The 12,979-nt window shown below is 60.4% G+C and carries 13 protein-coding genes; 7 read left to right on the top strand and 6 right to left on the bottom strand.

Annotated elements, in window-relative coordinates:
- The first annotated feature begins 488 nt into the window (after positions 1-488).
- Together parA and DK412_RS30160 are read left to right on the top strand one after the other, a co-directional pair.
- A complete protein-coding gene (gene parA / locus DK412_RS11215) occupies positions 489-1,151 on the top strand; it encodes a ParA family partition ATPase (protein ID WP_109972018.1) in 663 nt (220 codons plus the stop codon).
- Entirely contained in the window at positions 1,148-1,462 is a 315-nt protein-coding gene (locus DK412_RS30160) for a ribbon-helix-helix domain-containing protein (RefSeq protein ID WP_162596180.1), read from the top strand. Before parA ends, DK412_RS30160 begins: the two co-directional genes overlap by 4 nt.
- A 172-nt stretch (positions 1,463-1,634) precedes the next feature.
- Here the strand turns inward: DK412_RS30160 and DK412_RS11210 are convergent, their stop codons facing one another.
- Positions 1,635-2,405, bottom strand: a complete 771-nt coding sequence (locus DK412_RS11210; RefSeq protein WP_109972017.1) for an SDR family oxidoreductase — start codon at positions 2,403-2,405, stop codon at positions 1,635-1,637.
- Between the two features lie 102 nt (positions 2,406-2,507).
- Between DK412_RS11210 and DK412_RS11205 the strand changes: the two genes are divergently transcribed.
- The 3 genes from DK412_RS11205 to DK412_RS11195 all read left to right on the top strand — a co-directional run bounded on the left by DK412_RS11205 (position 2,508) and on the right by DK412_RS11195 (position 5,857).
- Positions 2,508-2,942: a helix-turn-helix domain-containing protein gene (locus DK412_RS11205; protein ID WP_109972016.1), complete on the top strand. Its 435-nt coding sequence runs from the start codon at positions 2,508-2,510 to the stop codon at positions 2,940-2,942.
- 373 nt (positions 2,943-3,315) lie between these two features.
- The gene (locus DK412_RS11200) at positions 3,316-4,257 is read left to right on the top strand and encodes a DUF2971 domain-containing protein (RefSeq protein ID WP_204165548.1); all 942 of its coding nucleotides are present in this window, start codon (positions 3,316-3,318) and stop codon (positions 4,255-4,257) included.
- Positions 4,258-4,408: 151 nt separating this feature from the next.
- Positions 4,409-5,857, top strand: a complete 1,449-nt coding sequence (locus DK412_RS11195; protein WP_109972015.1) for an IS1182 family transposase — start codon at positions 4,409-4,411, stop codon at positions 5,855-5,857.
- 772 nt (positions 5,858-6,629) lie between these two features.
- On the opposite strand, the gene DK412_RS30155 is transcribed toward DK412_RS11195, so the two are convergent.
- The 5 genes from DK412_RS30155 to DK412_RS11175 all read right to left on the bottom strand — a co-directional run bounded on the left by DK412_RS30155 (position 6,630) and on the right by DK412_RS11175 (position 10,040).
- Complete coding sequence (locus tag DK412_RS30155; protein ID WP_162596178.1) at positions 6,630-6,947, bottom strand: hypothetical protein; 318 nt, start codon at positions 6,945-6,947, stop codon at positions 6,630-6,632.
- Between the two features lie 76 nt (positions 6,948-7,023).
- Entirely contained in the window at positions 7,024-7,260 is a 237-nt protein-coding gene (locus tag DK412_RS11190; protein WP_109972014.1) for a hypothetical protein, read from the bottom strand.
- A gap of 305 nt (positions 7,261-7,565) precedes the next feature.
- A complete protein-coding gene (locus tag DK412_RS11185; RefSeq protein ID WP_162596177.1) occupies positions 7,566-7,937 on the bottom strand; it encodes a DUF4145 domain-containing protein in 372 nt (123 codons plus the stop codon).
- Positions 7,938-8,734: 797 nt separating this feature from the next.
- Positions 8,735-9,280 carry a recombinase family protein gene (locus tag DK412_RS11180; protein ID WP_109972012.1) on the bottom strand — a complete coding sequence of 182 codons (546 nt, stop codon included), beginning with the start codon at positions 9,278-9,280 and terminating at the stop codon, positions 8,735-8,737.
- Between the two features lie 502 nt (positions 9,281-9,782).
- Entirely contained in the window at positions 9,783-10,040 is a 258-nt protein-coding gene (locus DK412_RS11175) for a hypothetical protein (protein ID WP_204165547.1), read from the bottom strand.
- Positions 10,041-10,360: 320 nt separating this feature from the next.
- Between DK412_RS11175 and DK412_RS11170 the strand changes: the two genes are divergently transcribed.
- Both DK412_RS11170 and DK412_RS11165 read left to right on the top strand, forming a co-directional pair.
- A complete protein-coding gene (locus tag DK412_RS11170) occupies positions 10,361-11,563 on the top strand; it encodes a caspase family protein (RefSeq protein WP_109972011.1) in 1,203 nt (400 codons plus the stop codon).
- Positions 11,560-12,888 (top strand): hypothetical protein, encoded by a 1,329-nt coding sequence (locus DK412_RS11165; RefSeq protein ID WP_109972010.1) that lies wholly within the window; start codon positions 11,560-11,562, stop codon positions 12,886-12,888. The genes DK412_RS11170 and DK412_RS11165 overlap by 4 nt, the downstream gene beginning before the upstream one ends.
- The last annotated feature ends 91 nt before the right edge of the window (positions 12,889-12,979 follow it).

Here is a 12,979-nt window from a genome sequence, read left to right as displayed (position 1 = left end):
TGGCGGTGGCATCGGCAGTGACGGACATTCAGGTCCTGGCCTTCGTCGCCGTGCCGGTCGTGGCCGTCGCGTTTGGCTGGAGCGTCGCCTACTGGGCGCGGCACGCGGCATGAGCCCCGTAGGAAGCGCCCTGCCCCTATTCGTTGCCCCCGCCGTAGTCTGGGCCGTTGCGATCTTCGTCTTCTGGTTCACCGGCTGGTAGGACCAGAGGCACCCACCCGGCCGGTAGCCGACTCCGGAAGGAAGGAGCGCCATGCCTCTTCTCTCTCAGGAGCAAGCGCACCTGAAGACCTGCCTTGTTGCCACCTTGACGGCTTGTGGGCAAGCAATCTTGCCTTTGTGTGGTCCTGCCCTCCGGCCTGCTTGCCGGCAAAGCTCAACCGGATCTTAGGGCTTGCGGTCAAGGTTGTAGTCGTTGAGCATTATGGGGGCGAGTCGCCATGCGGGCCTGTGGGCAGGCCCGCGAGGTGTCATGCGGGAGAGCAGGCGTGCGGACCATCGCCATCATCAGTCAGAAAGGCGGCGTCGGGAAAACAACCATCGCCGTGCATCTCGCCACGGCGGGCGCGCTCGCCGGCTACCGCACGGCCTTGGTCGACCTCGACCCGCAGGCCAGCGCCCGGAAGTGGGGCGACAAGCGAGAGGCAGCCGAGCCAGAGGTGATCGGTGATCACGCCGAGCGGCTGCCGAACCTGATTGAGGCGGCCCAGGCGAACGGTGCGGATCTCCTCGTCATCGACACGGCCCCGAACGCGGACCGGGCTTCGCTCGCTGCCGCGCGAGCTGCGGACCTCATCCTGATCCCGTGCCGGCCTGCTGCGTTCGATCTCGACGCCATCGAGGCGACGCGGGATCTCGCGACGATCGCCAAGAAGCCGGCGTGGGTGGTGGTGTCGTCGGCGCCGGTGCGAAGCGCAATCGTGGACGAGGCCCGCAGCGGCCTTGAAGGGCAGGGCGCACAGGTCGCGTCTCAGGTGATCTACCAGCGCGTCGCCTACACGTACTCGGTCATAGACGGGCGCACAGCCGGGGAATACGAGCCCGGCGGCAAGGCGGCAGAAGAGATGGCATCCCTATTTGCGTGGGTCTGCAAACAGGTGGGCTTGCCAACAGGCAATCAGGACAACAGGACGGCAGGGGGACAAGCGTGACGAAGCGACCGAGCCTGTTCAGCGCGAAGACGGCGGCACCAGCTCAGGAAGCCGAGCCTCCGGCAGTGGCCGTTGCGTCTGCCCCCGAGCCCGAGAGCCGCGCGGCTCGACCGGATCCGGCGCCGGCTCCTGCCCGCTACCCGAAGGCCAGCACGCGCGAGGGCAAGCGGGTGGTAACCGCCTACATCTCGCCCGAGGCGTTCCGGCAGTTGAAGCGGATCGCGGCCGATGAGGACCGGCAGCAGCAGGATCTTCTCTTGGAGGGGATCAACGCCGTGTTCGAGAAGCGCGGCCTATCGCGGATAGCGTGAGGGGGAGCGGGCCTTACGGTCTCACCCCGGCTCTGGGGTTCAACCCTAACTGACCTGACCGCACGAAGGACTGCTCGGGGTGGGAAACAGTCCTTGCTGGCGCGGCCGAAAGAAGACCTCGCTTCGCCGGGACAAACGGTGGAGCATGGATCGTCGGCCGCGCCCTTCGTTCTTATTGCTGCGCCTCGCGGGCTTTGCGGGCCATCTCGTTGAGTGTGGTCACCGCGTCGTCGAAGCGGTGTTCGGCCTCGGCGTTGCGCTGGAAGCCGACCCGCTGCACCAGGATCTCGCGCGGGGTCGGCTGCTCTTGGAACAGTGACATCACCTCGTCGATGAAGTCGGCCAGCGGCAGGTACCCCTGGCGGGTCGCCTGTCCCGGGGTGAGGTCTGTCTGCACCGCTGGCGGCACCAGCTCGATGACCTCGACCTTGCCTTTGAGCGCCTCGCGCAGCGCGACCGTGTAGCTGTGCAGGGCTGCCTTGGTCGCCGAGTAGGTCGGGGCCGACACGAGCGGCACGAAGGCCAGGCCGGAGGTAACGTTCACTAGGGCAGCATCGGGCTGCCGGCCGAGATGCTCGATCAGGGCGTCGGTGAGCCGGATGGGACCGAGCAGATTGGTGGTGACCGTTGCCTCCGCGTCCGAGAGGTCGCGCGGCTGGTCCAGTGCCTCCAAGCGCATGATCCCGGCGTTGTTGATGACCACGTTGAGGGCCGGGTGCTCGGCCGTTACGCGTCGTGCAAAGTCGGCTACGTCCTTGGCGCTGTCCGCATCGAACGCCATGGCATGCATGTTCGGGCGTCCCGCAATCGTCCGCTGCAGCGCCTCCGTCCGCCTGCCGGCGACGATGATGGTATTGCCGAGGTCGTGGAAGCGTTGCGCGAGGGCTTGGCCGATGCCGGAGCCGCCGCCGGTGATGAGGATGGTGTTCCCTGACGTCTTCATGTGAGCGACCTTCGTTGTTGTCGCTCATGAGGTTATGGCTCATGCTCTCCGAACCGAAGTAGGCACCGAAAAGATTTATACGCACCAAACGGAGAGTGTCGCATGCGTCGTGCGGAGGCCGATCCACGGATCGAGGCGCGTCGGAAGGAACCGGTCCCAACCGAGACCGACCCGGCCATTGAGGCGTTGGTCCAAGACATCATCGGCAAGGTGGCCGACAAGTGGACCATGCTGATCCTCGAAGCCCTGCACGAGCGCGGTACGCTGCGTTTCACGCAACTCGGCAGGGTGGTCGGCCGCATCAGCCAGAAGATGCTGACCCAGACAGTTCGCCAGATGGAACAGGACGGCTTGGTGCGTCGGACGGTGCACCCGGTGATCCCGCCCCACGTGGACTACGCGCTCACGCCGCTCGGCGAGAGCCTAGGTGCCGCATTCTGCGGTGTGTGGATCTGGGCGGAGACGCACCATGCCGAAATTAAGCGGGCACGCGAGGCTTTCGCTTCGCGAGAGTGCCGACGACCCGTCCAGGCGTGACACGGTCTTACCCATAGGCTGACCGCAGCCCGCTGGGTCTGAATTAGAGCGCCTGCAAGCGGACCTTCCGAAGGTCTGTAGAGGGTCGGGAGCAGCGGTTCGGATGGCATCAGAGCAGCAGGTTCCATACGCGATCTTACGCGCCCGGTGGCGGGCGCGGCGACCTCGTGCAGGCCTGCGCGCTGATCGTCGCGGAAATCAAGCGACGCGACTGTTCCTATGCGAAGAGGTGAGATAAGGCCGGCGCGAGGGACGGCATGTGCGGCCGGAGCAATCCCGAAATTTCGACCATTCTTCATTGCTGAAAGCTTGTTGCGAGTCTCTGGGGTATATGACAACCTATTTTCAACATCATATACCCAAAGGTCGATCTATGTCATCCTATAGCTACAATGCATTTAATAATATATTTTCGTATTTGATTGATCGATTTAAAGAAGCACAACTTCTAAGATTTGTGCACTATACAAGCGCAGACGTTGCCATGCAGATAATAGGAAGCAGATCGGTTTGGATGCGCAATGCATTGACCATGAATGATTATTCCGAATTGGAATATGGTAGAAACTGTTTAATGGTTGCCCTATCTAGCTCAGGAGGCATTAAGCTTAAAAACATCATTGAAACCAAATTCGGCGAAAACGGAATTGGTCTTTTAGCTGATATACCCAGAATGATGGATAAACACAATGCAGCCACTTACATTTCATGCATGTCTGAGCATGATGCAAGCGAAGATCTGCATGGAAGATTGTCAATGTGGCGTGCCTACGGCGGTAATAGTGGCGTCGCAATCGTAGTAAATAATAGACCGTTTGTCGCGCACAATGACGAACTTGGAGCAAATACATACCCCGTACATTATTTACCCATTTCCGATTTCATGAGTCTTTTCAATAAACTTGTCTACAATATTGAAAATAACATTTCATACATTCAGAATAATGTTGGATTTTTGAACGACCTTTGGAGAAATTTGCAAGCATTGCAGTTTTGCATAAAGCATCCTGGCTTTAGGGAAGAAAGAGAATGGCGCGTTGTATATAGACCAAAGGATAAATCTACCGATCATATCTCAGGCGATATAGTATCTGTTCGCGGAACGCCACAACAGATATATAAGCTGAAGCTCGATGATATACCAGAAGCAAACTTCATGGGCGCCAGTCCTGCTGAATTCATTGATCTAATTATTATTGGTCCATGTTTATATCCTGAGATAGTACGCGAGGCTTTTGTTTTACAGCTTACAAATGTTGGAGTGATTGCGGCTGAAAACAAGGTAATAGTTTCAGATATCCCATTAAGAATATAAGCTCTATCAAGCTTTAAAGATGGCGATCGGCGCTGTGCGGGTACTAGGGTCAAAACCCAATCAGCTTGACCATGTGGGGGTCTGCTTTCGATCGAGGCTGTGTGAAAACGCCCTTATCTGCTAAGCTTGTCACCGATCTGAGGAGGTCGGGATGTCCCGCTTCATCGCCGGTGATGATCGTCGTCAGAGCACGCTCCTGCCTGATTGCCTCGATGATTACGTGACAGCGGATAACCCGGTCCGCCTCGTCGAGGTCTTTGTCGACGAACTCGATCTCGCCACCCTCGGTTTTGCCAGAGCCGTGCCCGAGGCGACCGGCCGTCCAGCCTACGACCCGGCGACACTTCTCAAGATCTACCTCTACGGCTACCTCAACCGCGTCCCGTCGAGCCGCCGTCTCGAACGCGAGACCCAGCGCAACATCGAGTTGATGTGGCTGAGCGGCCGGCTGATGCCCGACTTCAAGACCCTGGCCGACTTCCGCAAGAACAATGGACCTGCGATCCAGGCCACCTGCGCACAGTTCGTCGTCCTCTGCCGTCGCCTGAACCTGTTCAGCAAGGCGGTGGTCGCGATCGACGGCAGCAAGTTCAAGGCGGTCAACAATCGCGACAAGAACTTCACGGTCGCCAAGGTCGAGGCGCGTCTGGCGCAGGTTGAGGCGAGCGTCGCGCGCTATCTCGCGGCCCTGGACCGGGCCGACCGCCAGCCGAGTGACGTCGCCGAAGCACGAACGGCACGGCTCACTGAGAAGATCACCGCTCTGCGCGAGCAGATGAAGGACCTGCAGGCGATGCGCCAGCAGGTCGAGGAGGCCCCCGACCAGCAGGTCTCGTTGACCGACCCCGATGCTCGCTCGATGGCCACCCGCGGCAAGGGAACTGGCATCGTCGGCTACAACGTTCAGGCGGCGGTCGATGCCGAGCATCATCTGATCGTCGCCCACGCCGTGACTAACATCGGCAACGACCGCGTCCAGCTCGTTCCGATGGGTCTCCTGGCCCAAGAGGTGACGGGATGCGCCACGCTCACGGTGCTGGCTGACCGGGGCTACCTCAACGGCGATCAAGTTCTGGCGTGTGAAGGCACCGGCCTCCTGCCGTGCGTGCCCAAGACCCTCACCTCGAACCACGCCAAGCGAGGTCTCTTCACCGGACAAGACTTCATCTACGACGCCGAGAAAGATCACTACACCTGCCCCGCCGGCCAGCATCTGACCAAGGGGGCCGCCCGGTCCGACCGCCAGTCCGGAGATGACGCGATGGATCCCTACAGTAATCCCAAGGCTTGCTCGCGTTGTGAGCTCAAACCCCGCTGCACGCCGACGAAGGCGCGTCGGATCAAGCGCTGGGTGCATGAGGGCGTGCTCGATGCGATGCAGGAGCGGCTCGACCGGATGCCGGACGCGATGCTGATCCGTCGCCAGACCGTGGAGCATCCGTTCGGCACGATGAAGGCCTGGATGGGGGCGACGCACTTCCTGACGCGGACACTCGCGAAGGTCAGAACCGAGATGAGCCTGCAGGTTCTGGCCTACAACATGAAGCGCATGATCCAGATCGTCGGGGTTGGAGCGCTGATCACGGCAATCCAGGCGTAAGCCCCCTCTGCACGCGAGTTCGCTGCAAGGGCTCACTCAGCGACCCAGCTACCCAAACCGCCTTTTCACACAGCCTGGACCCTCAGCGGCCCCTCATGCGGTCAAGCTGATTGGGTTTTGACCCTAGGTGAGCGAGTTGGGCGCCCGGCCGATCGCCCTGGCGAGGAGCTGACGGCGCCTCGGCCCTGTTCCGCCTCCGTTCTCCGCGCTATGGTTCGAGATGGCCCGGCATGCGCTTCCCCCATCCTTCTCGGCGAGGCGCGCAAGGCCCGACTTACCCTCTCGTTCCACTGCCCGATCTGCAAGCAACTCGGCCGAGATGCCGGCGATGGAACTGCCGCTTCCCCACGACGTCAGCCTCGACCAGACCGGGGACCGCATGCGCTGCACCGGATGCGGCAGGCGCGGAGGGATCGAGGTCGTCCCTGACGGCGCCGCTTGGGTTCGCTACCTCCGGGCGACCAGGCAGCGCCACCGCTGGCCGTGGTACGCCGGCATGATCCGCGAGAACCCGGCCGACCGCCTCCTCGATCTCGCCCGCAGGCTCGGGATCGAGGACGAGGCGTTCGCGCGTGCTTTCCGAGGTCATAGCGAAGGCCGACGCCGATCCCGAGTGGGGCCAGCCGGACGAGGTGATCGGTGAGATGCGCGCCCGGCTGCTGGCCTTGGCGACGGGGCCGGGCGAGGTCTAGAAGGAAGAGGCTCGCCCACTCTCAGTTACGGCAAAGGGCCCGGCAAACGCTTCAGGTCTAAGCAGCGTCGCTGCCGGGCCTCACGGCTTCTCAAGGATTTCGAGATCGCGCTTAGCTCGCGCAATGCAAAGCTTGAGATAAGTAATCTCATAAGCCTCACGTATCCAAATTATGTTTTTTAGTTCTTCCTGTGATTGAATATTTCGGTAATTTACACCGAACGGTATCGATCCATCTGATGCATGCCTTGTATCAAGCTGCATTTGCACGCGGCAGTAGGTTATAACGGTGGATCCAAGTTTGAGGCGCGTTGCATAGTTGCTGATTTCAAAGTCGATGCGTTTCATCATCTCCATCTGCGGCCGCGCCGTATCGATTGCCTGGGCAAGAGCGCTCATGGGCGATAAGCACATCGCTCCCGCTGCAAGGCCCCTCGACGCACGAGCAATTGCCCTACGGGCCGGCTCGCAATTCTTAAATGTCATGATCACCAGCCCCGTCCCCGGCGTCCCTGACGAACCACACCGAGCGGAGCTCGGAATGATGCTCAACACGAAGACCGCGTGCCTTGGCATAGTCATAGGCCGCCCCCTTGGCGTCATCGCTCTGAACGCCGGGCGGGAACAGCATCTCGAATATCCCGTACGGGATGTCGGCATACTGACCCGGCCGGACCTTGCGGAATGCCGCGTCGCACTCATCCATGTCCATCAGATCCTCCGGGGCTTTTCCCCGACTTGTTGTGAAGTAAAATGTGCCGCCGCTCCGGCAAGCCGGGGCTTAAGGTTGGGGTGTCGCTTTGAGGACCCGGTAAGACGCTCGCCCGGCCGATCCCCAACTCACGAGCGATCGCCGAGGCGCCAGCCCCCTCCCTGCAAACTTACGCACAGCCTCCGGGTCGACCGTGCGCGCCCGCTTGCAAACGCCGGCCGCTTTCGCCTTGGCGATCCCTTCGGCCTGGCGCTCGCGTTGTTCATCGGGCGGGACGAGTAATTACTTAGGTTCTATGCCTGACATCATGTTTTATTTTTTCCTAGATCGGCCTCGAGCTGGCTGATTTGCGCTGGCAAAACATATAGGTAAGACACCAGATAGTTCAGCAACTCGACCATTTGCCTTGCGACATTCTCGTCAGGCTCATGCTCCTCATCAAAATGAGCACCTAAATTACCTCCTGTCCTAATAGCATGAGAAAGTGTCTTCAACGGGCCTGATAGATCCTTAGCTGCCGTAGCTTCTTCAATCAATTTATGCAAGGGACCATTTCTTTTACCTTCAGGAAGTAGATACTTAAATATTCCTTCTAGAGTTCTGCGTCCAGATACGGCTGCTGCCGAATAAATCCCAGCATTGTAGCATTCGATTGTTGAGATAAGTGCTTTCTTCAATGGCAAAGGTATTTCTTTGAGTTATCCTGGCGTTGGATAGTAGTTTTTAGGTGCAGGACTCATGTAAATCTCGGCCGATTCAAAAGATGATCCACCAGATGGGTTTAGAGACCAGAAACCAATTTCCTCTTTACATGATGGGCAAATAGCTGATCCCGAAATAGAGTTTTGAGGGCCGGGGGAAGAATACGAATGTAGCGTAAAAATTGCTCTCTGATTACAGTGTGGACAAAGTGATCTTATACCCGCGGGCTTCAAAATTTTACCGCTTATATCTCCACCATGCACAGCAGAACTATCTATTCTCTGCATATTTTCCTCCTATAAACTTAAAATTGCGCTGTGGCTAACGTTGTAGCTCCGGGCAGTCTTGGCCAGCACTTCGCCTCGGTTGGGCCACTCGATGGCCTCACGTTACTGGTGCGGTGTAAGCTTGGGCTTGCGGCTCATGCGGATGCCCTCCGCCTTCGCCCGTTCCCGACCTTCACTTGTGCGGGATCGGATCGGGTCGTGGCTATGCAGCTCCGACGATCTCGCGGGAGTCGCCCGGCCTGAGATTAAGATCGGCGGCTAACTTGCGCCTCGGATAGTCCCGCGACATCTCCATATGCCAGCCCTCCGGCGCGAGGGCTCGGACCACCTCGATCGCCTGGCCGTGCGGGACGGCTGCCGCCCATAGTTGGGCCGGGGCTGGGTTGTCCGGGTCTTTCGTCTCTCGAACGACAACCAGGTCGACTCCGGGGGCGATGTCTTTCATGCCGGCAGCATGTCACGCTCATCCGACCAGACCAAGCCGGCTAAGGCGTCGCTTTGAGCGCCCGGTAGACGCTAGCGCGGCCGATCCCGAGCTGTCGCGCGATCGCCGAGGCGCCCTTCCCCTCCCCTACTAGCGCCCGCACGGCCTCCGGATCGACCGTGCGCGCCCGCTTGTAGACGCCGAGCGCCTTCGCCTTGGCGATCCCTTCCGCTTGGCGCTCGCGCCTGAGGTTCGTCTCGAACTCGGCGAACACGCCCAGCATGTCGAGGAACGCCTTGCCGGCGGCGGTCGAGGTGTCGATCGGCTGCTCGGTCGCGAGCAGGCCCGCCCCCTTCCCTCTCAGCTCGCGCACGATGTCCTGGAGATCGCCGATCGAGCGCGCCAGCCGGTCGACGCGGGTGACGACCAGCGTATCGCCCGCGCGGATGAAGGCGAGCACGGTGCGCAACTCGTCGCGCCCGACGGTCGAGGATCCGGACACCTTCTCGGCCCGGACGATGTCGCAGCCGGCGGCCTTCAGGGCGGCGAGCTGCACGGTGAGGTCTTGGTCGAGGGTGGAGACGCGGGCGTAGCCGATCCGGGCCATAGAATGTCTCGCAGGGTCTAGACAATCCCTTGTAGCTGTCTCACAGGCCGCACGACAACCTTATGAGACAGGGCGTGGGCGTCTCACCGTGACTGCCTCACGGGGGTACTCATAGATGCACTTGAGTCGTGGGGACACTTAGGCCCATAGTTAGGCGAGTCGGCGAAAGGCAGAGATGCGCCATAAGCGGCTTTATGTACAGAGCCGCTGGAATAGCCGCTCAGCCTCTGAAACCCATGCCTTTTAAGGTGTTTTTTGCTACGTCTTATCTGAGAATAATCCTCTCAAGAGGCAGTATTTTCACTCTCTCGGCTTTCTGGCGTCCTGAGCATCTTCACCTCCACGGAAGCATCATCAAGCTTGGCTGCGCGATGGTCATTTTTTGCAACGTTTCCAAGTATTTAACACCTTAAAAGGCATGCCTCTGAAACCTGCCATTAGCACTGAATGACAGGTTACAGCGGCCACAATGTCCTCGGCGAATGCTCGCTGGGGTCCGGCCCTACGGAACGGCCGTGATGACGCCGACTAGCGCCTCGGCGTTCTCCCCGGGCACCCAGTGGTTTGCCCGCTCGATGGTCCCGAAAGTCACGTCCTCCGCCACCTCCCGCATCATAGCCTCGGTAAAAGGTGCGAACGCGCTGGCCGCGCCGGCCAACGCCAGTATCGGCATGGTCAGCTTCCCAGCCCGCTTCGGGTCGGCACGGTTGCAATCGGCGTCGAGGGGAAATGTGCGGAAGAGTTCGAAGCCCGCCCACATCGCGCCTAGCCTCAGCCGACATCCCGAGCTTCGCCTGCATCCCGAGCTTGGCCGCGGAGGGGGCTTTGGGGATGGACTTCTTCGATTTAAAATTCGGACACTCCAGGCTTTCAATTTTCTTACTCATTTTTGGGAGAACTACCTCTGTAACCACACTCCAACAGCGCGCTGCTCCAAAATCGTCGGAGGCGAGCGCTCCGGTGCGGGCGGTCTCGACCAGGGTGACGAGCTGACGAAGGCACTTGCTCTCGCCGGAGGCGGATGTTGTACTCTAGCATGCTCTGCGACCTGAGCTGGCCGGTGTTGATGGCAGTGCACACATGCGAAATGATCTGGGCCTCATATTCGATGAAAACCACATTGACCGACCCGGACTACATGCCATCCTTATCGGGGTCAGCTCCTACCCGTACTTGAATGGCAGTGATCATGCTGCGGACGAGACCTACGGCCTCGGCCAGCTTGCCTCGCCGGCCTTGACCGTCGTCGAACTGGCCGACGTCCTCCTGAAACAGGCGGCCTCAATGAGACCTGCCCTGAAGACCTTGCGGTTGCTCGCATCTCCCTCGTCTGATGAGCCAATCGGCCAGCAGGGAACGGCGTTTAAGAACCTGCCTGCGGCTCACCTGAAGAACGTGATGCGGGCAATATTCGATTGGCGGAACGACGCATCGTTCCGTATGGACGATGCAACCCTCTTCTACTTCGCCGGCCACGGCATCCAGCGCACTGGCGGCGACGTCGTGCTGCTGCTCGAAGACTTTCTGCAGAATGTGGGAGCCGTCCTCGGCAACACAGTCGATGTCATGAATCTCCGCGACTTTATGGCCAACGAATCAGCCCCGCAAATCGCTCGCAAACAACTCTACGTTATAGATGCATGCCGGAGTACGGTCGGCAAATTGAGAAAATACATCGTTGCCCCGGCTGCCGGGTTGTTCGACGTCGAGGCCCCCGTCGATGGCCGTACGGCTCCTATCCTCTATGCGGCGGGAGCCGGAGAGAAGACTTATGGCGCACCCGGTCAGATTTCCGTGTTCGGGAAGGACTTCAAGGCGTGCCTCGAAGGACGGGCTGGAGAGCGTCTCGTCGAGGGCACATCTTCCAGTTGGGTCCTCACCATGAACGAACTCGTGCGCGTCATCAGCAGCAATGTGCAGGATTTCAACAAGGCCGCCGGCGCGAAGCTCAGGTCGCTTGAGGTGGACAAGTTTAACGCAGCGGAGCGAACGGAAATACGCGGCCTGAACGGACCTCCTCTCGTGAGCTGCCAGTTCCACGTGAATCCCGAGGCGGCCCACAAGATCACCGCTCCGATCCTGCGCAGGCCAAACAACGCGGCAGCTCCCGGCTTTCCGGCACCACCCATTCAGTATCCCTACGCGTGCGACTTGCCTGCGGGCAGCTACCTCATCAGCGCGGTCGTGACCGATATGAACCAAAATCCAAAATTCGCCCATGTCGAGGAAATCGTGGAGATACGGCCGCCGTCGTTCAACTATACACTGGAGATGAGCCGATGAGAGAGTATTTCTCCAAGGCCGTTATGGCTGGGACCGATCTGCTGCGAACGCTCCCGCTCGAAATTCGCCGACAAGACGACACGCTCGTCGAGCGCACGACGGTGGCGAGGCTCGCGTCCACCTTGAACACGCTCTCCGCTGGAGATTACATCTTCAGCGTCGCCCTTCCAGTCGGGACCAGGATCAGCCAACAGGTCAGGATTGATGAACACGGGGCGGTCGATGTCACGAAGGTCGTCGAGGATCTGAAGGCGCTGCCCAGCGTGGACGCGTTCCTTAAGGACCATCTCGTCACGATGCTCGGCGAGACGGCGAGGAGCGGCTTCGACGACGCCATGCGGTTTGTGAGACGGCATTCTTCGTCGTTCAACGCTGCCGTGGTACGATTCGGCGTGCAGCTGGAGGAAATCCGCCACGCGCCGGACGACCACTTGGTCAAGGTGCGGGCCTTCGGGATCACGGACTCGGTCTGGTCCGAGGCGGCCTCCGGTGCCGTCTCCATCGAGGCTCGCGGCTCGGGCCAGCGCATACGGTCCGAGGCGGGCGTTCGGCTCGGGCTGCAGGTGCTGCGAGCGGGGCATGCGGCCCTCAACGTCGTGCTTCCCGCGGGTTCGGATCTCGTTCTGTCGGCACCCGTGGATGCCGACCGGTCGATCGCCGCCGCCGAGACGACGGTCGATCTCGGCGTTGGGCTGATCAACGAACTCCAGGCGCTGCGGATGGAGGGCCGCCTCGACGAGGTCGCGACCGTCTCGCAGGAACTCCACCTGTCGGAGATCGAAGGCTTCGAGGCGCAACGCGTCGGGGCGGCCACACTGGCCATGTACGTCCTGCTCAGGACCGGCGAGAGACAAGGGGCGGCGGAGTTGGCCGGCCGGCTCGTAGAGAAGGGCGCGTCCGCCGACGCTCATGTCGTCCTCGCCGAGACCGCGGCCTTGAGCGGACGTCATCGGCAGGCGCTGGCCGAGCTGAGGGCCGCCGGCGAGGTCGGGCTGCCCGACTTCAGCTACGGGTTGAACTACATGACCAATCGCATGCGGTTCTATATCCAGTGCCGGGCGAGCGGAACGCTGAACACGCTCGGGCTCGAACCCGGCGATCCGGACGGACTCGATAGTCTGTTCGAGCGCGCTCAAGGCGTCTCGCTCTTCACGGACTTCTCGGAGCCGACGCTGACCTTCACCGGATTGGATCCGTCCGACCCCGACGACGAGCGCCTGTCCGAAGAGGTCGTCGCTGCGCTGTCGGGGCAGACGGTTCGGCTCCGGCGCACCGCTCCCCCCGCCAAGACGCTTCCCTTGAAGGTCGAGGAGGCCAATCCCTAGACAATCGTCCTGGATATGAAATCCAGGGCAATTGTCTAAGTTGCTGTCCCATATTGGCTTTTTTCCGAAAGCCGGAAACCGCGTTTCGGAC

Origin of the sequence: Methylobacterium sp. 17Sr1-1, assembly GCF_003173775.1 — a bacterium.
Lineage (GTDB): Bacteria > Pseudomonadota > Alphaproteobacteria > Rhizobiales > Beijerinckiaceae > Methylobacterium.
Note: the sequence above shows the minus strand (reverse complement) of the source record. Positions and strands in the feature narration are given on the sequence as shown.